Source organism: Sphingobacterium wenxiniae (assembly GCF_900116225.1).
In the GTDB taxonomy this organism is placed as follows: domain Bacteria; phylum Bacteroidota; class Bacteroidia; order Sphingobacteriales; family Sphingobacteriaceae; genus Sphingobacterium; species Sphingobacterium wenxiniae.
Genome location: NZ_FOZZ01000003.1, coordinates 159412 through 182451, shown reverse-complemented (window position 1 = coordinate 182451; position 23040 = coordinate 159412). Strand labels below are relative to the sequence as shown.

Below are 23040 nucleotides of genomic sequence, written 5' to 3'. Positions count from 1 at the left end.
CACATTGTTGCTGAGAGGAACACGAAGACAGAAAAATCGATCCTATGAAAAGAAAACCAATAATTGCTATAAAATAACGTCTCATACTGGTAAAGTTAGGGAAAATTTAATATCAATTATATTTTTTGCTTAGCAGTGCCATCTGGATAGCTGTAATAGCAGCTTCTTCGCCTTTATTGCCATGTTTACCGCCTGCGCGATCCAAAGCCTGTTCTAAATTGTCGGTGGTTAGTACACCGAAGATAACGGGTTTGTTGTATTTTAGACCTACATTGGCAATGCCATGACCAACTGCATCACAGATAAAATCAAAATGCTTGGTTTCACCTTGTATAACACAGCCCAAACAAATAACAGCATCAAATTCATCGTTACGTAGGACAATATCTGCACCCGAAATTAATTCGTAGCTCCCCGGAACGTTTGCCACTTCAACATCACCTTCAACAGCTCCATGCTTAGCCAAACCTTCCAAAGCGCCATTAAGCAATGCGCCTGTAACTTGTGCATTCCATTGGGAAACAACAATGGCAAACTTTAATCCTTGGGCATTTCCGACTTCCATATGGGAGAAGTCGGATAAATTTTTTAAACTACTTGACATAGGGGCAAAGATAAAAAAGATAAATACAAAAAGGCTGCTTTTTTATGAAGCAGCCCTTTTAAGGTTTTTTGACAAAAATTTATTGTTTAGCCTGTGCTCTTGCAATCGCGCCATCAATCATGCTGGCCTCAGGGCTTTCCGGATAATCTGTTTTAATCGTTTGGTATGTTTTTTCAGCATTTTTGAAATCTTCCAAAGCTTCGTAAACCAAGCCTAACTTCTTTAAGAACAGAGGCGTTGTGTAGCTGTTACTGCTTTTGTCAGCTGCTTTTTTATAATAATTGGCGGCGTTCTTATAATCTTTTGATTCGGAATAAGCATCCCCAATCAATCCCGTTACCAACGGATCCAAGATTTCGCTTCCTGTATCCGAATATTTCTGTAAATATTTGATAGCATCCTGATAGTTGCCCTGGCGAAGGTATAAGCCACCAAGATAAGCGCTGGCAATATTTGCCGATTTGGTGTTGGAATATTCGTCAGCAATTTCCTTGAAGCCCAAGAATGAACCATCACCTTCGATAGCTTTATTTTGCAAAGAATCGATTGCCGCAAACTCTTCGGCTTTGTAGATTTGGTTTGCAGCTTTTTCAGCGCGTGGTCCTAAATATAGTCTTTGATACCCAAAGTACAATACAATTAGCACAAAGATACCTCCAACGATAAAGGTTATGCTTCTTTGATTGTCCTGAAAAAATGAACCCGATGATTTTTTAGGTTCAGTTGGATTTACTTTTGCGTTTGACATTTGTTATTATCGTATAATAAATAATATGGAACGCAAAAATACACTTTTAAAAGTTTATTGCAAGTTTTAATGAAAAATCTCTTCGTGTTTTCTTAGTTAACGCGAGGAGATAGCTCTTTGTCCAATTGTTCGTATATCGAGTTTTGACTCTTGAACTCGGCTACCATACATTTCATTTGCCTAACCATCTCCATGCTATCATGTGCCTTAGTACTGTTCAAAAGAGCTTGTATCTGTTGGTTGACCATATCAAAATCGTTTTGGCGAACACGAGCAATCATAATTTTCTTATGATGTGTTGGTACGGTATTTTCCAAGTCGTTGAGTAATTCTTCATAGAGTTTTTCACCCGGACGTAGCCCTGTAAATTTAATATCGATGTCTCTATAAGGGGTAAGGCCAGAAAGTTTGATCATCTTTTCTGCTAAATCGACAATCTTTACGGATTTACCCATATCGAATACATAAATCTCACCACCATTGCCCATGCAACCAGCCTCAATAACCAATTGGCAAGCCTCCGGAATAGTCATAAAGTAGCGGGTTATCTCTGGATGAGTGACCGTTACTGGGCCGCCCTTTTCAATCTGTTCACGAAAACGAGGGATAACAGAGCCATTGGATCCCAACACATTTCCAAAGCGAGTCGTCACGAAACGTGTTTTCTGCTGAGAAGATTTCTGGCTTAAGTGGTGATTTAGTGCTTGTACATAGATTTCGGCTATACGTTTCGTTGCGCCCATTACATTGGTTGGGTTGACAGCCTTGTCCGTAGAAACGAAAACAAATTTGGAAACCTCAAACTCAACGGCAAGATTTGCGACAGTATAGGTGCCTTTTACGTTGGTTAAAACTCCTTCTACAGGATGGTTCTCCATCATAGGCACATGCTTGTAGGCTGCTGCATGGTAAACATATTGAGGGCGAAGGCTTTCGAATAATATACGCATTCGTTCCTCATTTTTTACATCGGCAATAAATGCATGATAAAGCTGGTTCTTGAACTGATCTTGCATGTCAAGCTGTAGGGTATGTAAGGGAGACTCCGCTTGGTCACACAGAATAATCAGTTGTGGATTGAATTTGCTTAATTGCCGGACTATTTCACTGCCGATTGAACCCGCTGCACCCGTAACTAAAATCCGTTTTCCCGTAAGCTGTTCTGAAATGTTTTCAAAAGGGAGTTGGATAGGTAAACGCTCCAGAAGATCTTCTATCCGGATTTTTTTAATCTGATTGGGTGAAAGGTTGCCGTTGATAATTTCATTTACAGGAGGTAACGTCAATACATTGATTTGATGCTCCAAACATGCCTCGACAATTTTGTCCTTGTTTTCGGTATTTATATTGTGAGAGGCAAAGATTAGTTCATCAATCTGCATTTTATCTATTAGTTTATCAAAATTGCTAGAACTGAATATTTTAACCCCATCAATGGATTTTCCTATCTTATTATCATCATCATCTATATAAGCTATGATAAACTTGTTGGATTTTACATCATGATCAAAGGTTCTCTTAACGGCGATCCCTAAATCTCCCGCTCCATATACTACAACATTTTGTTTGTCAGGACCTATAGATTTAGAATATTGAAAGAAAATCTTAATTAATGTACGGTAGGTCGTTAGTCCTGTAAATGTAAATAGACTGTAAATAATGATTAAATTGGTAGGGAGAAGTGAAGGTATGTTAAATGCAAAAGAGAATACTTTGAGAATGAAGAATAGAATGAGGTTAAATAGAATTGTGGATAAGATACGAATAGAATCGACTGCACTGGTATATCGTACAATACCAGAGTATAATCTAAATACCGAAAAAGAAATAGCTGTAATAGATAAACAGTATATAAACTCCAAACCGAATGAAGGTCGATCGTATGCATTCAAATTAAAGGAATAGAAGAGTGTATAAGCGAATATGAATGCAATCGCAGAGACTGTTAAATCACAAATAAATATTGTCCATCTTGGGACAATACCAATTTGATTTAAAATAGGGAATCTTTGCATCTTTTCAAGGTTAGATCCTAAACTGTAAATTTATACAAAAATAAAATATTTGTAGAATTAAATCTCAATATTAGCAGAATAATAGGTAAATTCACTATTTGTATTAATGATTAGTGTAAGTGATGAATGATATTTCAAAAATAGCTCAAAAGGCAATTTTGCAGCCGCAGGAAGCAATGATGCGTATGGGAGCAGGGAAGCATTCTTTAAAAATAGGAATTCCCAAAGAAATCTCTTTCCAAGAAAACCGAGTGCCGTTGACACCCCTTTCTGTGGCTCTGTTGGTGGCCTGTGGGCATGAGGTCGTTTTGGAGACCGGTGCAGGAGAAGCTTCTAACTTTTTGGATCGACACTATAGTGAACAGGGCGCGCAGATAAGTTTTGACAAAAAAGAAGTCTTTCAATGTGATATTGTGATTAAAATTGCTGCACCGACATTGGCAGAAGTAGAGTTGATGAAAAATAAGCAAGTGCTCATGTCCTCTCATCAGCCCTCGCTCATGGATTTGAAAGTATTGCAAGCATTGATGAAAAAACAGATTACAGCGCTTTCTTATGAGTATTTGAAAGATGAAGGAGGGCATTTGACGGTGGTGCGTGCGATGGGTGAGATCGTTGGGGCAACATCGGTTTTGATTGCTGCGGAGTATCTGAGCAATGTGTTCGATGGCAAGGGATTAATGTTGGGAGGTGTTACAGGCGTTCCACCAACGGAAATGGTCATTATTGGCGCAGGAACGGTGGGTGAGTATGCGGCACGTACGGCTATCGCTTTGGGGGCGCAGGTAAAAGTGTTTGATAATTCTGTATATCGTTTACGGAGGTTGCAGAATAATGTGGGGAGTAGAGTTTTTACTTCAGTTATCCAGCCCTTTATCCTTAATAAAGCAGTAAAATCCTGTGATGTAGTAATCGGTGCTATGCGTGCTACAAATGGTCGATCGCCTTGTATTATATCGGAAGATACTGTCTCAGAGATGAAACCAAATTCGGTGCTGATTGATGTAAGTATCGACCAAGGAGGTTGTTTTGAAACATCAGAAGTAACCTCTCATGATAAACCGGTATTCCGTAAATACGATGTGATACATTATTGTGTGCCTAATATAGCGTCACGCGTGGCACGTACAGCGACTTATGCATTGACCAATATTTTTACGCCACTTTTGTTGCAGATAGGTGAAAAGGGAGGGATGAACAATATGATTTGGGCAAATCAGTGCATCCGTAGTGCGATTTACCTTTATCAGGGCATGCTGACTAATAAGGATGTGGCAGAGAAATTTAATCTTCCGTCGAAAGATCTGGATTTAATCATAGTTGCTAATCAATAAATAGCACGAAAGACAAGAGGATAAAATATGAAACTTATTTATACTGTATTTTTTGTGGTGTTGATAAATTACTATACGCTTGCGCAAGAAAAGGTTGCGCTTTATGATGCAGCTATTCCGAATGCAACCAAATCAGTAGCTGAGTTGGGTGATGAGCATATTCCGGCATTGTATAAATATGAAGTGCCCAATGCAAGCCGTGCAGTATTGGTCATTCCGGGAGGTGGGTATGGGATGGTGGCACTCGACCATGAAGGACATGAGGTTGCTAAGGCATTTAATGAGCAGGGATATAGTGCATTTGTGTTGTATTATCGTTTGCCTAAGGACGAGAATATGACCAATCGTAAGATTGTTCCCCTACAGGATGCGCAAAGAGGAATGCAATATATACGAGAGCATTATGATTTAGATCGGGTTGGTGTTCTTGGATTTTCAGCGGGTGGACATCTTGCAGCGACGTTGTCCAATCATTATGATGATGTGAAGATTGAGACTAGTGAAAGAATAAACTTAGCTCCTGATTTTTCGATCTTGATTTATCCAGTGATTTCGATGGAGGATGAGATAACTCACCAAGGCTCGAAGAAAAACTTGATTGGTGAAGAACCAAATCAAGAAGATATACGTTATTTCTCGTTGGAACAACAGGCCTCAGAAAAGACTCCTCCAACATTTTTGGTACATGCAAAAGATGATAAGGCTGTGCCTATTGCCAATTCATTTCGTTATAAAGCGGCGTTGGACGAGATTAGTATCCCGAATGATATATTTATCTATGAAACGGGCGGGCATGGGTTTGGTCTTCATAATAAAACTGATAAGAGGAAATGGTCAGATGCTCTGTTTGCTTGGTTGAAAAATCTAAAATAAAGGTTATTTTTGTCTAAATAGTTAAAAAATATAGAATGAAAAGAGTAATCCTGTTATTGTGCGCAGTGATTTGTGCAGTGCAATTAAAGGCACAAGAGGAGTGGAAAGTTGCAGTAGGCGAGAAAGTGCCGTTATTTACTGTTGAGAATAAAAAGAATGAGCCTATGCCGATGGGCGCAATGAAAGGAAAAGTCGTCTTGTTGAACTTCTTTGCCACTTGGTGTCCACCGTGTAGACAAGAACTTCCTCGCTTGCAAAAAGAGGTGTGGGAGAAGTGGGGAGAAAGAGCTGATTTCGAGGTAATGGTATTAGCACGAGAGGAAGGCTGGGATAAACTTGATCCTTTTATGGCAAATAATAAATATACTTTTCCGGTTTACCCAGACTTGAGACGTGAAGTGTTTTCTCTGTTTGCAGAGTCGTTAATACCTCGCAATGTGTTGGTCAATAAGGAAGGGAAAATCATCTACCAATCTATTGGTTATAGCGCAGAGGAGTTTGATGAGCTTATTGCCTTGATTGAAAAATCTTTGGAAGAATAAAGCAAGTCTTTCTTAACGCTTTTATTGATTAAAGACAATGTGCTTTTCTATCCTTAAGTTCACCTTATCATGTCTTTGTATGTTGGTGATGGGGTGCATGATGGTATGCAAAAGGTTTTCTCCATCCGTGATGATTAACTCTTTATAAAATCCACGGAAAAGGATTTCCTTAACCCAGAATTTTCCTTGGGGAGCTATTGTATAGTGGATGTCCTCTTGGTGTATAGCAATGGTGTTGGTCGTGCTGATGCCAAAAGCTGAGGCTTGCTTCGGATTTAAGATGTTGCTTTTTGCTAATAGTTGGGCTGTGTAAGGATGTTGGGGCATGTAATACAATGTGTCAGGTTTCCCTTGCTCAATAATTTGCGCTTGCTTCATGACGATTAGCTCATCAGCCATAGCCAACACCTCTGCAGGGTCATGCGAGACCAATATAGCTGTTAATCCTGTTTCGGTTACAATATTACGTATGTCTTGTTGTAAGGCATCACGAAATGCAGCATCAACTTGGTTGAACGGCTCGTCCATTAATAATACTTCTGGCTCGTTAATCAAAGCGCGTGCGATGGCAACGCGTTGTTTTTCACCACCGCTGAGATCCGCCACACGCTGTTGTGCAAGGTGCGCTATTTTTAACCTTTCCAACGTTTCTTGTGTTTTGGACTGTTTCAGGCTGAGATTGGTGTTAGGGAGCTGCGAAGCAATATTATCCCAAACTTTTGCATATAGATTTAAGTCATCGAAACCTTGAGAAACCAGTTTCATGGCATCATGTCCGGGAATCAGTTTATCTTTACGAGTCGGAACAAGCCAACCTCGGTATCTAATTTCTCCTGTCGAAGGCTCCAGAAGGCCGTATATCAGTTTGAGCAAAGTGCTTTTTCCACTGCCAGATTCTCCGATAATAGCAGTAATCTTGCCTTCTTCCATAGCAAAATTTGCCTGTTTGACAGCAATAACCTCTTGTTTGGCCTCGAAGATATGAGAAACATCCTCACCATGGATAAGCGGAATTCCGCTTTTTTGCGTGTCTGTAGGAATGTATTGACAGGAGGATGTTTGTGCCATATAAATTAGAATGCTAAACCTTAATGTGTGGCACAAAAGTAAGGATTTTTAGTTGAAGAAAGAGCAAGGTGGCCCGCCTTGCTCTTTCTTCCGGTTAAAACCCTAAGGTCATCCCGAAGGTGAAGTTATTCAATTTTTCCTGTGTAGGGCTTTTCTCGAACATATCGTTCATATAGTACTTGGCAAAAATTCCCATTGAGCCGAAACCAACCCGGGCAAAGGCACCGTACTGGAAGCTGGCAAGATTATAATTGTCTTTGAATTTCTGTTTGCCGTGTTCTTCGCTTTTAAGACGTTGTGTTCCTTTTAATAGGATACCTGTCATTGCCCCAACAGCGATTTTAGGACGGTCGCCGTGACGATTTCTGTTTCCTCTCCATTCAAATGTTAGAGGGGTGCGTAAATATGTTGACGTGAAAATGTTTTTCTTATAGGCAATGTCCGACTCATCGTAAGCCAATGGTGTAGCGTCTTGATCCAAAATAATGTTATGTTTTAGGCGCAGATAATTCCACTCAAAACCGGCTGAAACATACATTTTGATGGACTCGTTGAATCGAATCCCGAACTGTGCAACGTCAAAGCCAAAGTTAGAGGCTTTTTTGTATTCCAGAAACTGATTGTCTTCACCAAGATTAAAGCTTCCATCATCCATAATACGGGAGAAACCCCAGTCAATTCGTGTGAACGTCAGGCCTCCGAAGACGCGAGGATACTTGATCTCCCGACCACGGTCATCGTAATCTTTTCTACCAATGGTGAGATCGGTATCGATTTTTGTCGATGAAGAGTCGCGTTTGGTATCTTCCTGTGCGAATGCTTGTTGAGTAGAAAAACTGATAGCTAAGAAAGCTACTGCGGTGTATAGTAGGTTATTTTTCATGGTTTTATCTCCTTTTTTTGTTACGGTTTTTAACTAAACTATTGAATATGTCAAGGCGAAGGGACCCTTCTTCGTCTTTGCTGAATTGAATAGACTTACTGTCAGAGGGATTCAGTGCGTCAGAAATCTTGTTTAAGATATTCGGTACAATTCCTTCTCCTGAGCTCTGAGCTGATGCCAGCATGGTTTCCTCTATTTCCGGATCATCAATTAGCGGCTGGATAGGGGCGATCTCGATAGCATATTGTGGCGTTGTCGTTTCCACTGATAGCTCTGGCGTTGAATATACCGACAAAGCTGCTGGCTCTAAGGCGATTAATTCGTTGCTCGACATCTCCATGTTCAGCTGTGGCTCAACATGTTTCTTGACTATCTGTACGGCTACTTCCGTATGATTAGAAAGTCCAACCGTGCTGTTTTTTTGTGATGCCGCAGCACTGTTTACTTCTGACTTCTCTATTGCAGATGGCTGTTCAGGAAGTGGCGGGTTTACCGCTGTTTTTGTACTTCCTTGATAAGCAAGTTGTTTTTGCTCCACAGCTGGATCTTCATTCAGGAAGAATGTATATAATAATGCGGCAAGGCCTAAACTGCCGACAGCAACTGCTGCATATCTCATCCATCCGAATCGGCCTAAGCGAACAGTCTTTTTTTCGTCAAGCTGTCCTTCTATCTTTTGCCAAAGGTCTTGACGTGGCGAAACGGAAATATTTTCCAGTTTCTCCTTAAATAATTTGTCTAAATCTTTGTCGTTCATAACCCAACATTTTCAAGTTTCTCCAATTTTTCCTTTAACCACTGCCTCGCTCTGGAAAGTTGTGATTTGGAATTACTTTCGCTTATGGACAGCATTTCGGCAATCTCCTTGTGCGAATATCCTTCGATAATGTACAGATTGAATACCGTGCGATAACCGACAGGAAGTTGCTTCACCATGCTGAGCAAATCCTGATAATGCAGATTGCTATCGCTGTTTATCCCGCTGGCCGTAATAGGTGTGTCGGGAAGCAGTGGTTCTGTCATGTACCGCTTTTTGCTCCTATGCTGTTCGATGGCCGTGTTCACCATAATCCGGCGAATCCAACCTTCTAAAGAGCCTTTATTTTCAAATAACTGTCCTTTTGTAAACACCTTGATAAAACCAGCCTGCAGGATATCTTCTGCTTCGGCCTCATCCTGTGCATAGCGCAAGCATACACCAAACATCTTTCCGGATAGCATCTGATACAGTTGAAATTGTGCTTTGCGGTCGCCCACTAAGCATGCATTCCATAAGGTATCTATATTCATGTTATCCAATTTTCAGATTAGTCTTTGTTAGAAAGACGAAGGGATGCAAACAAAGGTTGCACGCTCATGAAAAAAATTATTTAATATGTATAGTTCTGCTCGTTGGCGAGGTTGCGGTGATGTTGATTTCACGTGCGTTAGATGGGAGAAGATTGGGGATTTTCTCTGGCCATTCGACGAAGCAATAGCTGTTGGAGTAAAAATATTCCTCATAGCCGAGATCGAAAGCTTCTTCTTCGCTTTTAAGGCGATAGAAATCGAAATGGAAAATTAGTCCTTGTGATGATTGGTATTCATTTACAATGGAAAATGTGGGGCTAGAGGTGGCGTCTTCTACCTCCAAAGCTTGACAAAGGGCATTGATAAGGGTCGTTTTCCCTGCTCCCATCTTACCGTAAAAAAGAAAGACGCGGTCATCGGGGAAATGTTGAATAATCTGTTGTGCCACCTCTGGCAACTCTTCTACATGGTTTACCTGAAATTCCATAAGTGCAAAACTACTATTTTGGTGTATAAACTGCGTAGGGTATAATCATTTCCTCCAAGGAAATGCCGCCATGCTGAAATGTGCCTTGATAGTAATTGACAAACTGATTGTAGTTATTGGGATAGACAAAATAGTAATCGTCTTTGGTAAATACAAAAGAAGAACTGACATGCAACTTTGGCAACTGCGCATCATGTGGATTTTTGATAACAAACACTTCTTTTCCGTTGTAATTGAGGTTTTTGCCTTGTTTGTAACGCAGGTTTGTATTTGTGTTACGGTCGCCTACAATTTTGCTCGGTCTTTTAACGCGAATGGTTCCGTGGTCGGTGGTAATAATCACTCGGACATTTCGCTGAGCTAGCCATTTCAGAACTTCCAACAGTGGAGAGTGCTCAAACCAAGAAAGTGTCAATGAACGATAAGCTCCTTCATCGTTTGCTAATTCACGGATCATAGCCATGTCTGTACGGGCATGGGAGAGCATGTCGACAAAGTTGTAAACCAAAACATTCAGGTCGTTCTTCATCAGGTTATGCACGTTGTCCATGATGTCTTTCCCTTGCTCCAAAGTAAGGATTTTGTGGTAGGAATGCTTGATTTCTCGGCGATATAGGCGTTTAATTTGATCAGTGAGAAATTCATCTTCATGTAGATTCTTCCCGCCTTCGTCTTCATCGTTCTGCCACAATTTCGGGAAGCGCCTTTCCATCTCCAGTGGGGTCAGCCCGCTGAATATTGCATTTCGTGCATATTGTGTCGCCGTTGGTAGAATGCTATAGTACGCATCTTCTTCCTCCAGGCGATAATAGTCGGTCAGAACTTCGTTAATAATTTTCCACTGATCGTAACGCAAGTTGTCGATGAGGAAGAAGAAAGTTGGTGTCCCGACCTCTAAAGCAGGGAAGACTTTTTTCTTGAACAACTGGTGGGACTGTATAGGTCCTTCCTCCTTGTTCTGTATCCAATTGAGGTAATTTTTCTCGATAAATTTTGAGAATAAGGCATTAGCATCTGCTTTTTGCATGGTCAATATCTCGTGCATGCCCGCATCCTCCAATTTTTGTAAGGAAAGTTCCCAGTAAATTATTTTCTTATAGGCTTCTACCCATTGTCTAAAATCCAAGTCATCGTTGATTGTCATACCCAGATTTCTGAATTCCTGCTGGTAAGCCATGGAAGTCTTTTCGCTGACCAGCCTTTTGTTCTCTGTGAATTTCTTTATCGTGAGCAGGATTTGTTTTGGATTGACGGGTTTAATGAGGTAATCGTCTATTTTTGAGCCAATAGCATCCTCCATCAAATGCTCTTCCTCATTTTTGGTGACCAATACGGTTGGGATAGTGGGATTGATACTTTTGAGGATAGCCAGCGTTTCCAATCCTGTTTTGCCAGGCATATTTTCGTCCAAGAACACCAGATCAAAAGGCTCGTTCTGAAAGGCTTCTACAGCGTCATTACCATTGTTGACTGTTTTTACTCGATATCCTTTTTCTTCCAAAAGCATGATATGCGGCCGTAAGAACTCAATTTCGTCATCTGCCCAGAGTATATGTGTTTTATGCATAGTAGTATTATTCAATGTGTTTGGTTACCCTTTTATCTGCTCTCCTCTATAATAATATGGAGCAGTTGTCATCGGACTGTATTCTTTCTGCGTTCAATACCCCAAAAAGCGATACTTTTTAACTAAAATAGGTGTAAAGTCAGTTTTTAGACTTATTTTTAACATTAATTAACTTCATTGTACGTATCTTTGCGTCTAACTTAGTTGGGTTAAACTCCTTCATGTCCTAAGGATATGAAAATTGCTTTTCCAAAGATATAGAGTATAGGGTAATTACGAAGATAAAAATTTGAACAAGAAAAAAATTATCAATGATCCGGTGTATGGTTTTGTCACAATTCCATCCGCATTTATTTTCGACCTTATCCAACATCCATATCTACAAAGACTTCGCTATATCAAGCAGGTCAGTATGACACATTTGGTTTATCCCGGGGCATTACATACTAGGTTTCAACATGTAATTGGAGCAATGCATTTGATGTGTCTGGCGATCGATACATTGCGTGGAAAAGGAGTTTTGATTAGAGACGAAGAGGAAGAAGCTGTTTTGATAGCTATCCTACTGCATGATATTGGTCATGGGCCATTCTCACACTCATTGGAGCATACATTGGTAGAAGCGGTATCACATGAGATGATTTCCTCGCTCTTAATGGATCGATTGAACGCAGAATTTCATGGTAAACTTTCTTTGGCGATCACTATTTTCAAGGACGAGTATCCTCGAAAATTCTTTCACCAATTGGTCTCTGGACAGCTTGACACTGACCGCATGGATTATCTAAATCGAGATAGCTTTTTTACTGGTGTGTCGGAAGGCGTTATTTCTTTCGATCGTATCATTAAGATGCTCCACGTGAAAGATGATGAGTTAGTGGTGGAAGCTAAAGGGATTTATTCTGTAGAAAAATTTTTAATTGCCAGACGCTTGATGTACTGGCAGGTGTATCTGCACAAAACCGTGCTTGCAGGGGAACAGATGCTGATTAAAATATTATACAGAGCGAAAGAGCTCAGTATGCAAGGGACGGAGCTGTTCGCGACAAAGGCGTTGCAGCATTTTTTACGCTGTAAAATCGATATTTCAAATTTTTTGGAAGATCCGATGCATCTGGAATGGTTTACACGCTTGGATGATACCGATATTTTGTCGGCTATCAAAGAATGGGTATTTGCTGAAGATCGTATTCTTCGGATGCTTTGTGAGCGGTTGATGAAACGGGATTTACTGCGTACGGAGTTACGCAATGAACCTTATACTGAAGAAGAAGTGGGCATCGTACGGCAACGGGTAGCGGAGCATTTAGGAATAACGGCAGAGGAGGCAACGTATTTTGTCTACACACAAACTATTTCCAATAGTGCGTATGATTCTAAGCATAATAATATCAAGATTTTGAATAAATACGGCGACGTACAGGATATTGCGGAAGCATCCGACTTATCAAATTTGGAGGCTTTGGCTAGGCGTGTACAGAAATTTGCCATCATTTATCCCAAAGAAATTGGATTTGTAGAAAAGTTGGGATAAATAATTAGATATAGAATAATTGAGAAAAAGTATACATTTGTAAAATGCAATTTACTGCAAATCAAATAGCAACTCTGTTAAACGGATATGTGGAAGGAAATCCGGAAGCAACTGTCAACCAACTGGCTAAGATAGAAGAAGGTCAGGAAGGGGGATTAGCTTTTTTGTCTAATCCTAAGTATGAGCATTTTCTTTATGAGACAAATGCCTCGGTAGTTATTGTCAATGATAACTTACAATTGCAAAAGCCTGTTCAGGCTACACTTATCCGTGTGAAAGATGCATACTCAGCGTTTTCGGAGTTACTGAATATATATCATAAGTTACGTCAGGAAAGAAGCGGACGTGAAGAGCCATCTTTTGTACATGAAACTGCCATTTTGGGAGACGACGTTTACCTTGGTGCGTTTGCCTATATTGGTCGTGATGTAAAGGTGGGACGCAACGTCAAAATATATCCACAGGTATATGTGGGTGATAATGTGACGATTGGTGATAATTGTACACTTTTCCCCGGAGTGAAAGTATATTACGATTGTGTGATTGGCGAAGATGTTGTGCTTCATAGCGGCGTGATTGTGGGGAGTGACGGTTTTGGTTTTGCGCCGCAAAGCGATGGCTCATATGCTAAAGTTCCACAAATCGGTAATGTTATAATCGAGGACAAGGTAGAGATTGGTGCAAATACGGTTATCGATAGAGCGACTTTAGGATCAACAATAATCCGTAAGGGCGTTAAGTTAGATAATCTTATTCAAGTAGCGCATAATGTGGAAATTGGTCAGCATAGTGTTGTCGCAGCACAAACTGGCATTTCGGGTAGTACTAAGGTTGGAGAGCATGTGGTTTTGGGGGGCCAAGTGGGACTGGTTGGACATATCCATATTGCCGATGGTTCGCAGGTGCAGGCCCAGTCGGGGGTTAACCGCTCTATTCGTGAGCCGAATAAAAAATGGGGTGGAAGCCCAGCTACGCCATATACGGGACAATTGCGTTCACAGGTGCTTTATAGCAAATTACCTGTGTTGGAACAACGTATTCTAGAATTGGAGGCGAAGCTAAAAGAATTGGACAACAAATCAATATAACGAAAATATTGCTAAATAGAATGTTAGATATGAATGTAAAGCAAAGGACCATACAGACGGAAATCTCCATTTCCGGAATAGGTTTGCATACAGGTCAAGCTGTAAACATTACCCTTAAACCTGCGCCTGAGTTTCACTGGTATAAGTTTAAACGGGTAGATTTGGAGGGTGAACCTATCGTTGCTGTTGATGCAGACAATGTTACCGACACATCGCGTGGAACTACAATTTCTCAGAATGGAGCTTCGGTAAGTACAATTGAGCACTTGATGGCGGCCTTAGTTGGACTTCAGATTGATAATGTTTTGATTGAGATTGATGGGCCTGAGGTGCCGATACTGGATGGTAGTTCGCGTATCTTCGTTGAAAAACTAAAAGAAGGGGGCTTTGTAGACCAAGAGGCGGATAGAGATTATTACGAAATCACGGATAATATTGTCTATGTTGAAAAAGATAGAAAAGTTGAAATCATGGCTATGCCGTTGGATGGCTATAGGTTGACGTGTATGATTGATTTTAATTCACCTGTATTGGGAAGTCAGCATGCCTCTATCAGCAATATTTCTGAATTCGAAAGTGAGATTTCCAGTTCTCGTACTTTCTGCTTCTTGCATGAATTGGAAAGCTTGTTAAACCATAATCTAATTAAAGGAGGAGATTTGTCCAATGCAATTGTGATTGTGGATAAAGAGGTGAGTAAAGAAGAATTGGATAAGCTGTCTTCGCTGTTTAACAAAACCGTAGAAGTAGCAAGCGAAGGTATTTTGGACAATATCCAGTTGCGTTCGCAGAATGAGCCTGCTCGTCATAAGTTATTGGATATGATTGGAGATTTGGCTTTGGTCGGTCGTCCGCTAAAAGGTCATATTATGGCTGCTCGCCCAGGACATGCCGCAAACGCCGCATTTGCTAAAAAAATCAAAGCACAGATTAAGAAAGATAAAAACCGTAAAGGAGTTAAGGTGTACGATCCGAATGCAACACCCGTATACGACACAGTTCAGATTATGAATATTCTTCCACACCGTCAACCTTTTTTGATGGTGGATAAGATTCTGGAATTGTCCGAAACACATGTTGTAGGGTTGAAAAATGTCACGATGAATGAAGATTTATTTATGGGACATTTTCCAGGAGCACCGGTATTTCCGGGAGTTTTGCAAATTGAAGCTATGGCTCAGACCGGTGGTATTCTCGTGCTCAATACAGTGCCCGATCCAGAAAACTGGTTAACACTGTTCCTAAAGATCGAAAATGCTCGTTTTAAGAATCAAGTGACACCAGGGGATACCGTTATCTTTAGCTGTGAGCTTTTGGAACCGATCCGTAGAGGTATTGCGCGCATGAAAGGTGTAGGTATGGTTGGCGATAAAATAGTTAGTGAAGCTGAGCTGATGGCTCAGATTGTAAAAGTAAAAGGTAATTAATTATGATACAACCGTTATCATACATACACCCAGAGGCTAAGATAGCCCAGAATGTGGTGGTAGAACCTTTCTCAACCATTCACAGAGATGTGGAAATTGGTGAAGGAACGTGGATTGGTTCAAATGTGACCATCATGAATGGTGCTCGGATAGGGAAGAACTGTCGAATCTTTCCAGGAGCCGTTATTTCAGGCGAGCCTCAGGACTTAAAGTTCGAGGGAGAGGTCACGACCGCAGAAATCGGAGATAATACGACAATTCGTGAGTGCGTGACCATCAACCGTGGTACGAAGGATCGTTACAAGACGGCTATTGGTAAGAACTGTCTTATTCAGGCATACAGCCATATTGCACATGATTGTATCGTAGGTGATAACTGTATCTTTTCCAACTCAAGTACGTTGGCAGGTCATATTACTGTGGGCGATTATGTGGTATTGGCGGGTATGGTTGCTGTACACCAGTTTTGTCAGATTGGTTCGCATGCATTTGTCACTGGTGGTACTTTGGTACGTAAGGATGTTCCGCCGTTTATCAAAGCTGCCCGTGAGCCAATTGCTTATGCAGGAATCAACTCGGTGGGACTACGTCGTCGAGGATTCTCTACGGAGCAGATTACGGAGATACAAGATCTTTATCGTGTACTTTTCGTACAAAACCGTAATCTGACCAAGGCCTTGGATTTGATTGAAGCTGAATTTGCTCCAACAGAACTACGTGACGAGATTCTTTCATTTATTCGTAATTCTAACCGCGGCGTTATCAAAGGTTTTAATCAAGGTCGAGTTTCAACTATATAAAGGAAGATTATTGCAAATAACTTTACAAAGCGTAGGTAGAAGGTATAATCAAGAATGGATCTTTCGCAAGGTTGATTATACCTTTACTTTTGGAAAAAAATATGCTGTGCTTGGGCCGAATGGTTCGGGCAAGTCTACTTTATTGAAAGTGTTGTCTGGAAGTCTGTCGCCCAGCGAAGGAAAAATTATATACACGGGTCGAGATTTGACAACGCAGATTGAAGTGGAAACGGTTTATCAACAACTTTCCTTTACAGCACCTTATGTCGAGTTGATCGAGGAATTTACCTTACAGGAGATGTTGGATTTTCATTTTAAGTTCAAACCTTATTTTCCGGGTTTTGATAAAGATTCGTTGATTGAATTGATGGGGTTGCAAAAATCAAAAGATAAGGAAATCCATTATTTCTCTTCTGGGATGAAACAACGGTTAAAATTGGTTTTGGGATGTTGTTCAGATAGTAAGATTGTCTTGTTGGATGAGCCTACAAGCAATCTAGACGTGGAGGGAGAACAGTGGTATCTTTCTTTGGTCGAGAGGACTTCACATCCTGAAAGGTTGTTCATCATTGGCTCTAACCAAGAAAAAGAATATGTTTTCTGTGATGAAAAACTGAGTATTTTAGATTATAAATAACCATTTAAGCCCAATTTTAATAAAAGCAGTATATTTCTTAATTTTGCAGTATTAAGGAGTTTTAAAAATATAATTATGTCAAAAGCGTCTGAGGTTAAATCAGGGAATATACTTCGTTTCAACGGAGAATTGGTTGCGGTAGAGGAATATATTCATCGTACGCCAGGTAACTTACGTGCATTTTATCAAGCACGTATGCGTAACGTGAAAACTGGTAAATTAGTAGAATACCGTTTCCGTACGGACGAGGAGGTAGAAATCGCACGTGTGGAAACTAACGATTATCAGTATTTATATGATGATGGTGAGTTTTTTGTAGTGATGGATAATAACACTTACGAGCAGTTCAATATTCCGAAGGTATTGTTTGGTGATACCGCACGGTTTTTGAAAGAAGGCATGAACGTTATTATTGCTTTTGAAAGTGATGAGCCTATCATGGCACAAGCACCCACAACCGTGGAGTTGGAAATCACGTACACAGAGCCTGCGGTGAAAGGTGACACTTCTACCAATGCGTTGAAAAATGCAACTGTGGAAACTGGCGTGGAAATCCGTGTTCCGCTTTTCATTAACCAAGGAGATAGAGTAAAAGTCGATACGCGCACCGGTGATTATATCGAGCGTGTTAAATCATAATAAAGGTTAAGGTTTAGGTTGATTATTCGGTCTTGTTGCGTGAGCACAAGACCGTTTTTTTGTATTAAGCCATAGGCAGTAGGGTTTAAGCTTTGCTTGCTTATAGCCTACACTTACAGCTAAGAGCATGACAAAAGCAGAATGTAGAACAATCTATAAACAGAAAAGAGAGGCCCTCTCTATAGGTGAGCTTGCAGAAGGTAGTAGGGCTATTTGCAAGTTGTTGACAGACATGGATTGGAAGGCGGTCACTTACCTGCATACATATATTCCTATGGTGCATAAAAAGGAACCGGATGTTTGGACTTTTGTACAATATTTTAAGGACATCTACCTACAGAAAAAAGTAGTTGTGAGTCGCAGTAATCTGCAGGACTGTTCTATGCAACATTTCTTGTTTTCGAACGATAGTCAACTTGAAGTAAATGCGTGGGGAATTTTAGAACCGACTGGAGGAGAAACGGTTTCGGCTAAACTGTTGGATGTCGTCTTAGTTCCTCTTCTAGCATGTGATGTGAAAGGGAATCGAGTAGGTTATGGCAAAGGTTTTTATGATCGTTTCCTTTCAGAATGCCATCCGGATTGTAGAAAGATTGGTGTTTCGTTTTTTGAGCCGATGGAGGAATTGATAGACGATGTTTCTTCATTGGATATACCGCTGGATGAAGTAATATTTCCAAAAGGCATACAACAATTATACAAATAGCGAGGGAGTCCTCTCGCTATTTGTATAATATCCTGAATTTAATTGTTTTGTCAATTTGTTTGAGTTGCTTCAACATGTTTTTGTCGTAAGCTGTGTGAATATCGGTCACGGCATAACCTATATCGCCTTTTGTCATCAGGAACTGGGAGATGATGTTGATGTCATTCTCGGCATAAACCTGGTTGATTTGTGCCATAATACCAGGTACATTCTGGTGAATATGCAGGAGGCGATGTGCCTGTGTTAGCTTAGGTAGGGTAAGATTCGGGAAGTTCCGGCTCATCGCTGTATCGCCATTATTGATAAAATCTGCCATACGGCGTGGAATAAACTCTGCATTGCGGTTTTTGTTTTTCTTATCGTCGAAAACAACAATTCCTTTTTCACTACAAATGCGTTTGCTTATCTTACCTTTGATATCACCTAAATAGCCGATGGTTTTTAGTTTATCGGCACGGGCGAGCTGTTCGTCGTCTACGCTTACGCCATTCCCCAGAAGAAGCAGGCCTACATCCTTGGTATATTTCTCTTCGAAAGTCTCCTTTACACGTACCGAAAACCCATCACGTTTCAGGATATGTACGGCTATTGCAGGAACATCCCCTACGAGCAAGCAAAGAATGCGGTTTTTGGGATAAGAAATTGCTCGAGGTAGGTCGTTGACATACAGAAACTCGTCAAAGCTTGGCGTGATATGGTCTGCCTTATCTGTCACACTTTTTCTGGCTATATTCTCCGTAAAAGCAAAGAATTTTTCGATTAACCCGGATTCTTTCAACTGAAAATCAGAATAACCATCACCTATGCCGAATATGCGTCCGTCAATTTGCAATTCCTGAAGAAGTTTTACTTTTCCGCCTTCATCGGATAGCGGATTGTTCTCGTCATAACCAATGATATTTCCATTGCTGTCAAATTTGAATGTATTGGCGTAGATATTTTCCTTTTTGATATAGTATGGTGTAACTACAGGTGTGATAAACTCCTTGAAGCCGCCGGATACAATCCAAGCGGTGTCGGTATTTTTCTTGAAAAATTCTTTGTTTCGATCAAAGGAACGGGATACCTTCTTTTTGAGGTGCGTTACCAATTTATTGAGATGCTCTTTGTTGGCATTGAGGAGCTGTACCCGGCCGGCAAGGCTTTCCCGAAAGGATATTTTTCCTTCCATTGCCAAGTTGGTATAATCTTCAATCTGTTGGTAAATCTTTTCCCGGTCAGGATGGTTTTCAAGTGAAATTCTTGCCAGTTCATCCAGGGCTTCTACCTGGGTAAAGGTACTGTCAAAATCAATGATATAATAGTTCTTCACGATGGGTTTAGTTTGTGTTGATTATTTGTTTTTAGTCTTTGAATGCCTTACTCATTTCTTTCAAGGTGTCGTCTATCGGTTTGAATAGGTATCCTGTTCTGTCGATGAGCTTTTGGTTCGAATAGGTCCAGTTCGATGCTGAAGCTTTAGCTGATTCTCGGGTGAGTGCCGGACGTTTGCTTTTGAACCAAGCTGCTGCTTTTGCAATTCGCCAAGCGATACTGAGCATAAAAGGTTTTGCTTCTATAGTCGGAGCAGGTTTGTCTAATAAGATCGATATGCGCTCCAACAAGCTTTTGTTGGTCAGGTTTTCGCTGTTTAGGATGAATCGTTCTCCACTGATGGATGGTGTCTCCATGAGTTGTATCATTATTTTAGCAACATCAGCCACATCCACAATGCCTACACTTCCTGGAGGATAGATCTTTAAACCCTTCTGCACGAGCGAGAAGATAACACCTGATCCCTTGTTGCCAACGCCGTTGCCCATAATAACCGATGGATTGACGATAACAGCATCCAATCCCTCTACAATACCACGCCATACTTCCATTTCACTTTCGTATTTGGACAGGGCATATTTGGAATGCTCCTCGCCATCATCCCATTTGCTGTTTTCGGTAATTGGCTCGCCGGATTTGCTAACACCCAAAGCTGCTATGGAGCTCACATGTACTAATCGGGCTTGGTGTTCCAAGCAAAGGTTGACGATATGTCGGGTTCCTTCGATGTTAGTGTGGAGCATATTAGACCAATCCTCTTTTTGATAGGATATCATAGCAGCACAATGATAGACTTTGGAAATGCCGCTAAAGAGATCCGCCAAAGCAAAATAGTCCGTAATATCGGCATCTACCCATTGAATGAGAGATGACGAACGTAAGGATTCAGGTATGGTGGATTGTGAACGCTTGGTCGCCAAGACGGCTACGCCATCATTAATCAGATAGCTGATTAATGATGATCCCAGAAAACCTGTTCCTCCTGTAACTAATACCACTTGATTGTCTTCAAAAATGCTGTTTTCAAAGATAATCTATTGCCCTTGGCTATGCAAATCTGCTGGATAGGTATTTTTATTTCCTTACATTTTGTGGAAAGTTTGACTTTTGGCTTTTTTACTTTTTAGTGTAACATTTTTCCTGTTTTACAGACTAATGCTTATAATTGAAGCGATAAACTAAAGCAATTTTTTATGTTTTTACGATTATTGAAGTTAGAGTGGAAGTCTTTTTTCCGTTCGGCTTCCTTTGGAAAAGGAATCAGTGTCAAAATCCTCTTAGGGTTTATGGGGCTGTATTTTTTTCTTGTATTTTTAAGTCTGGGCGTAGGGTTATATCCTTTGATGCAAAAAATATATCCGCAGGTAGAACCTATTTTGGTTGTTAATAATTTCTTGCTATTGTGGTTTTTAGGCGAATTTGTGCTGCGGTTTATGCTGCAGAATCTGCCTGTTTTGGATATCAAACCTTTGCTGACCAAACGAATACAGCGCAGTCAGATTATACACCATATTTTATTCAAGACAAGTTATTCATTCTATAATATATTAACCGCAAGTGTAGCTCTTCCGTTTGTTGTTGGCTACCTGAATAGAGATAGTTTTTCTGCAACAGGATTGATTGCTTGGCTACTGGCAGTGATAAGCATCGTTTATGCTGTCAATTATTTTAACTTTTGGGTACAGAAACGCTTTAGCAATAACTTAAAAGCTTTAATACCTTTTATTGTGATATGTTCCGTTCTCATCGGACTGGAATATTTTAAAATTTATTCCGTATCGACACTCTTTGGTCGTTTTTTCGATAGCATATTGCAATATCCGCTGTTAGCATTGATTCCCTTTGGACTTGCACTATGTAGCTATAGGGTAACATTCCGCGATTTAAAAACGAACCTGTATTTAGATGCTTATTTGGTACAAGGGCAGGTCGTGCAGCGGGCATCAGATCTAAGCTGGACAAATCGTTTTGGGGCATTAGCTCCCTTTCTACAATTGGATCTGAAACTTATCTGGCGTAATAAACGAGCAAAGACTGCCGTGACAATGTGTATGGTGTTCTTAGCGTATGGGTTATTCTTTTATGGCAATCCAACTTATGATGGCTCGGGAATGCTCATTTTTGTCGGTGTTTTTATGACGGGAATTTTTGTGATTAATTTCGGACAGTTTATCCCCGCTTGGGATAGTGCTTATTTTCCATTGTTCAATACAAGGCCGATTACGATGAGCAACTATTTGGAGTCAAAAGCGCTGTTGATGTACGGGTCGGTATTGTTATTGACCTTGTTGAGCACACCGTATGTGTATTTTGGTTGGGATAAGGTTTATGTGAATTTTGCTTGTGCGATGTACAATATGGGAGTCAATATCCCAGTTATCCTCTTTTTTGGAGCCTACAATAGGAAACGGATAGACCTCAGTCATAGCAGTATGTTTAATTATCAAGGAATAGGGATTGCGCAATGGTTGGTTGGTATCCCATTGATTTTCGGACCGATTATTATTTGGTTTAGCACAAGAGCGCTGATAAATCACAATACGGCCAATCTGGTGTTGATAGGCTTAGGTATCGTAGGCTTATTGCTTCGTAAGATCATATTGCAGGCATTGGCAAAACTCTATAAGGAGAAGCGATATGCAATGCTCGAAGGATTTAAACAAAAGGATTAATCAGTATATTTTAGAACATGATAAGTATTCATAATATAACAAAACATTATAACGGTGTGCAGGTGTTGCATATCGATAATCTCGAAATTAAAAAGGGCGAACGTGTAGGCTTGGTTGGTAATAACGGTGCTGGAAAAACGACGTTGTTCAGCTTAATGTTGGATTTGATTCAAGCAGATACTGGAGAAATAAGTATCAATGGTGTAAAGGTTCAAGAAAGTGAAAATTGGAAATACTTTACCGGGTCTTTTTTGGATGAGAGTTTTTTAATTGGTTACCTGACTCCCGAAGAGTACTTTTATTTCATCGGTGATTTATATGGAATGTCAAAGGTAGATGTTGATGGGTTTATTGCACAGTTTGCAGCATTTTTCAATGGAGAAATATTAGGACGCAATAAATATATTCGAGACCTTTCAAAGGGAAATCAAAAAAAAGTTGGTATCGTGGGAGCTTTGATTGGCAATCCCGAATTGCTTATTTTGGATGAGCCATTTGCAAATTTAGACCCAAGTTCGCAGTTTCGGTTGAAAGATTTGATTCGTCAGCTGATGAACGAAAGCGGTATGACTATCTTGATTTCCAGTCACGATCTTTCGCATACTGTCGAAATATCTGACCGTATCATCGCTTTGGAAAAAGGAAAGATAGTCAAAGATTTGACCACTTCTCCCGAAACTTTAGAAGAGCTAACAGCTTTCTTCGCGGTGTAAATACAGGCATTGGCCAATGATGTGAAAATAGTAAGATCACGCTTTTCTCACATTTTGTGGAAAGTTTGACTTTTGACTTTTGGTTTTTTAATTTTTAAT

The 23040-nt window shown here is 40.3% G+C and carries 23 protein-coding genes; 12 read left to right on the top strand and 11 right to left on the bottom strand.

The annotated features are described in order from the left end of the window. Positions 1–112: 112 nt before the first annotated feature. The 3 genes from ribH to BM375_RS05650 all read right to left on the bottom strand — a co-directional run bounded on the left by ribH (position 113) and on the right by BM375_RS05650 (position 3367). Complete coding sequence (ribH, locus tag BM375_RS05660; RefSeq protein WP_093364339.1) at positions 113–604, bottom strand: 6,7-dimethyl-8-ribityllumazine synthase; 492 nt, start codon at positions 602–604, stop codon at positions 113–115. Between the two features lie 79 nt (positions 605–683). Then, on the bottom strand, positions 684–1352 hold the full coding sequence (locus BM375_RS05655; RefSeq protein ID WP_093364338.1) for a tetratricopeptide repeat protein: 669 nt from the start codon (positions 1350–1352) through the stop codon (positions 684–686). A gap of 92 nt (positions 1353–1444) precedes the next feature. Continuing rightward, the gene (locus BM375_RS05650) at positions 1445–3367 is read right to left on the bottom strand and encodes a polysaccharide biosynthesis protein (RefSeq protein WP_093364336.1); all 1923 of its coding nucleotides are present in this window, start codon (positions 3365–3367) and stop codon (positions 1445–1447) included. A 122-nt stretch (positions 3368–3489) separates the two neighbouring features. Between BM375_RS05650 and BM375_RS05645 the strand changes: the two genes are divergently transcribed. The 3 genes from BM375_RS05645 to BM375_RS05635 are packed head-to-tail and all read left to right on the top strand — an operon-like array spanning position 3490 to position 6116. Further along, on the top strand, positions 3490–4701 hold the full coding sequence (locus BM375_RS05645) for an alanine dehydrogenase (RefSeq protein WP_093364335.1): 1212 nt from the start codon (positions 3490–3492) through the stop codon (positions 4699–4701). 27 nt (positions 4702–4728) lie between these two features. Then, the gene (locus BM375_RS05640; protein ID WP_093364333.1) at positions 4729–5574 is read left to right on the top strand and encodes an alpha/beta hydrolase; all 846 of its coding nucleotides are present in this window, start codon (positions 4729–4731) and stop codon (positions 5572–5574) included. Between the two features lie 35 nt (positions 5575–5609). Beyond that, positions 5610–6116: a TlpA family protein disulfide reductase gene (locus BM375_RS05635; RefSeq protein WP_093364332.1), complete on the top strand. Its 507-nt coding sequence runs from the start codon at positions 5610–5612 to the stop codon at positions 6114–6116. A gap of 21 nt (positions 6117–6137) precedes the next feature. On the opposite strand, the gene BM375_RS05630 is transcribed toward BM375_RS05635, so the two are convergent. The 6 genes from BM375_RS05630 to porX all read right to left on the bottom strand — a co-directional run bounded on the left by BM375_RS05630 (position 6138) and on the right by porX (position 11411). Further along, a complete protein-coding gene (locus tag BM375_RS05630; protein ID WP_093364329.1) occupies positions 6138–7184 on the bottom strand; it encodes an ABC transporter ATP-binding protein in 1047 nt (348 codons plus the stop codon). Between the two features lie 94 nt (positions 7185–7278). Further along, positions 7279–8067 carry an outer membrane beta-barrel protein gene (locus BM375_RS05625; protein ID WP_093364328.1) on the bottom strand — a complete coding sequence of 263 codons (789 nt, stop codon included), beginning with the start codon at positions 8065–8067 and terminating at the stop codon, positions 7279–7281. A 4-nt stretch (positions 8068–8071) separates the two neighbouring features. After that, the gene (locus BM375_RS05620) at positions 8072–8824 is read right to left on the bottom strand and encodes a hypothetical protein (protein ID WP_093364326.1); all 753 of its coding nucleotides are present in this window, start codon (positions 8822–8824) and stop codon (positions 8072–8074) included. Further along, positions 8821–9357, bottom strand: a complete 537-nt coding sequence (locus tag BM375_RS05615; protein ID WP_170852597.1) for an RNA polymerase sigma factor — start codon at positions 9355–9357, stop codon at positions 8821–8823. Before BM375_RS05615 ends, BM375_RS05620 begins: the two co-directional genes overlap by 4 nt. Before the next feature lie 76 nt (positions 9358–9433). After that, the gene (tsaE, locus tag BM375_RS05610; protein ID WP_093364321.1) at positions 9434–9844 is read right to left on the bottom strand and encodes a tRNA (adenosine(37)-N6)-threonylcarbamoyltransferase complex ATPase subunit type 1 TsaE; all 411 of its coding nucleotides are present in this window, start codon (positions 9842–9844) and stop codon (positions 9434–9436) included. Between the two features lie 13 nt (positions 9845–9857). Further along, the gene (gene porX / locus BM375_RS05605) at positions 9858–11411 is read right to left on the bottom strand and encodes a T9SS response regulator signal transducer PorX (protein WP_093364318.1); all 1554 of its coding nucleotides are present in this window, start codon (positions 11409–11411) and stop codon (positions 9858–9860) included. Between the two features lie 289 nt (positions 11412–11700). Between porX and BM375_RS05600 the strand changes: the two genes are divergently transcribed. The 7 genes from BM375_RS05600 to BM375_RS05570 all read left to right on the top strand — a co-directional run bounded on the left by BM375_RS05600 (position 11701) and on the right by BM375_RS05570 (position 18242). After that, a complete protein-coding gene (locus BM375_RS05600) occupies positions 11701–12945 on the top strand; it encodes an HD domain-containing protein (protein ID WP_093364316.1) in 1245 nt (414 codons plus the stop codon). Between the two features lie 44 nt (positions 12946–12989). Further along, positions 12990–14033 carry a UDP-3-O-(3-hydroxymyristoyl)glucosamine N-acyltransferase gene (gene lpxD / locus BM375_RS05595; RefSeq protein ID WP_093364314.1) on the top strand — a complete coding sequence of 348 codons (1044 nt, stop codon included), beginning with the start codon at positions 12990–12992 and terminating at the stop codon, positions 14031–14033. A 29-nt stretch (positions 14034–14062) separates the two neighbouring features. After that, entirely contained in the window at positions 14063–15460 is a 1398-nt protein-coding gene (locus tag BM375_RS05590) for a bifunctional UDP-3-O-[3-hydroxymyristoyl] N-acetylglucosamine deacetylase/3-hydroxyacyl-ACP dehydratase (protein WP_170852596.1), read from the top strand. A 2-nt stretch (positions 15461–15462) separates the two neighbouring features. Continuing rightward, positions 15463–16260 (top strand): acyl-ACP--UDP-N-acetylglucosamine O-acyltransferase, encoded by a 798-nt coding sequence (lpxA, locus tag BM375_RS05585; RefSeq protein WP_093364309.1) that lies wholly within the window; start codon positions 15463–15465, stop codon positions 16258–16260. Between the two features lie 10 nt (positions 16261–16270). After that, a complete protein-coding gene (locus tag BM375_RS05580; RefSeq protein ID WP_093364307.1) occupies positions 16271–16897 on the top strand; it encodes an ABC transporter ATP-binding protein in 627 nt (208 codons plus the stop codon). Positions 16898–16972: 75 nt separating this feature from the next. Continuing rightward, positions 16973–17536 (top strand): elongation factor P, encoded by a 564-nt coding sequence (gene efp, locus BM375_RS05575; RefSeq protein ID WP_093364305.1) that lies wholly within the window; start codon positions 16973–16975, stop codon positions 17534–17536. Between the two features lie 127 nt (positions 17537–17663). Beyond that, positions 17664–18242, top strand: coding sequence for a 5-formyltetrahydrofolate cyclo-ligase (locus BM375_RS05570; RefSeq protein ID WP_093364303.1), 579 nt, complete (start codon positions 17664–17666; stop codon positions 18240–18242). A gap of 16 nt (positions 18243–18258) precedes the next feature. On the opposite strand, the gene BM375_RS05565 is transcribed toward BM375_RS05570, so the two are convergent. Then, on the bottom strand, positions 18259–19554 hold the full coding sequence (locus BM375_RS05565) for an HAD-IB family phosphatase (RefSeq protein ID WP_093364301.1): 1296 nt from the start codon (positions 19552–19554) through the stop codon (positions 18259–18261). A 31-nt stretch (positions 19555–19585) separates the two neighbouring features. Next, positions 19586–20554 carry an SDR family NAD(P)-dependent oxidoreductase gene (locus BM375_RS05560; protein WP_093364298.1) on the bottom strand — a complete coding sequence of 323 codons (969 nt, stop codon included), beginning with the start codon at positions 20552–20554 and terminating at the stop codon, positions 19586–19588. Positions 20555–20749: 195 nt separating this feature from the next. Between BM375_RS05560 and BM375_RS05555 the strand changes: the two genes are divergently transcribed. Both BM375_RS05555 and BM375_RS05550 read left to right on the top strand, forming a co-directional pair. Then, complete coding sequence (locus tag BM375_RS05555; protein WP_093364296.1) at positions 20750–22228, top strand: DUF5687 family protein; 1479 nt, start codon at positions 20750–20752, stop codon at positions 22226–22228. 17 nt (positions 22229–22245) lie between these two features. After that, a complete protein-coding gene (locus BM375_RS05550; protein ID WP_093364294.1) occupies positions 22246–22941 on the top strand; it encodes an ABC transporter ATP-binding protein in 696 nt (231 codons plus the stop codon). The last annotated feature ends 99 nt before the right edge of the window (positions 22942–23040 follow it).

What these genes read in the sequence shown, in the direction of transcription:
- BM375_RS05590 (WP_170852596.1), top strand. Translation starts at nt 14,063, where the DNA reads ATGAATGTAAAGCAAAGGACCATACAGACGGAAATCTCCATTTCCGGA.
- BM375_RS05640 (WP_093364333.1), top strand. Translation starts at nt 4,729, where the DNA reads ATGAAACTTATTTATACTGTATTTTTTGTGGTGTTGATAAATTACTAT.
- lpxA (WP_093364309.1), top strand. Translation starts at nt 15,463, where the DNA reads ATGATACAACCGTTATCATACATACACCCAGAGGCTAAGATAGCCCAG.
- lpxD (WP_093364314.1), top strand. Translation starts at nt 12,990, where the DNA reads ATGCAATTTACTGCAAATCAAATAGCAACTCTGTTAAACGGATATGTG.
- BM375_RS05630 (WP_093364329.1), bottom strand. Translation starts at nt 7,184, where the DNA reads ATGGCACAAACATCCTCCTGTCAATACATTCCTACAGACACGCAAAAA.
- BM375_RS05615 (WP_170852597.1), bottom strand. Translation starts at nt 9,357, where the DNA reads ATGAATATAGATACCTTATGGAATGCATGCTTAGTGGGCGACCGCAAA.
- BM375_RS05570 (WP_093364303.1), top strand. Translation starts at nt 17,664, where the DNA reads ATGACAAAAGCAGAATGTAGAACAATCTATAAACAGAAAAGAGAGGCC.
- BM375_RS05655 (WP_093364338.1), bottom strand. Translation starts at nt 1,352, where the DNA reads ATGTCAAACGCAAAAGTAAATCCAACTGAACCTAAAAAATCATCGGGT.
- BM375_RS05625 (WP_093364328.1), bottom strand. Translation starts at nt 8,067, where the DNA reads ATGAAAAATAACCTACTATACACCGCAGTAGCTTTCTTAGCTATCAGT.
- porX (WP_093364318.1), bottom strand. Translation starts at nt 11,411, where the DNA reads ATGCATAAAACACATATACTCTGGGCAGATGACGAAATTGAGTTCTTA.
- BM375_RS05550 (WP_093364294.1), top strand. Translation starts at nt 22,246, where the DNA reads ATGATAAGTATTCATAATATAACAAAACATTATAACGGTGTGCAGGTG.
- tsaE (WP_093364321.1), bottom strand. Translation starts at nt 9,844, where the DNA reads ATGGAATTTCAGGTAAACCATGTAGAAGAGTTGCCAGAGGTGGCACAA.
- BM375_RS05555 (WP_093364296.1), top strand. Translation starts at nt 20,750, where the DNA reads ATGTTTTTACGATTATTGAAGTTAGAGTGGAAGTCTTTTTTCCGTTCG.
- ribH (WP_093364339.1), bottom strand. Translation starts at nt 604, where the DNA reads ATGTCAAGTAGTTTAAAAAATTTATCCGACTTCTCCCATATGGAAGTC.
- BM375_RS05635 (WP_093364332.1), top strand. Translation starts at nt 5,610, where the DNA reads ATGAAAAGAGTAATCCTGTTATTGTGCGCAGTGATTTGTGCAGTGCAA.
- efp (WP_093364305.1), top strand. Translation starts at nt 16,973, where the DNA reads ATGTCAAAAGCGTCTGAGGTTAAATCAGGGAATATACTTCGTTTCAAC.
- BM375_RS05620 (WP_093364326.1), bottom strand. Translation starts at nt 8,824, where the DNA reads ATGAACGACAAAGATTTAGACAAATTATTTAAGGAGAAACTGGAAAAT.
- BM375_RS05650 (WP_093364336.1), bottom strand. Translation starts at nt 3,367, where the DNA reads ATGCAAAGATTCCCTATTTTAAATCAAATTGGTATTGTCCCAAGATGG.
- BM375_RS05645 (WP_093364335.1), top strand. Translation starts at nt 3,490, where the DNA reads ATGAATGATATTTCAAAAATAGCTCAAAAGGCAATTTTGCAGCCGCAG.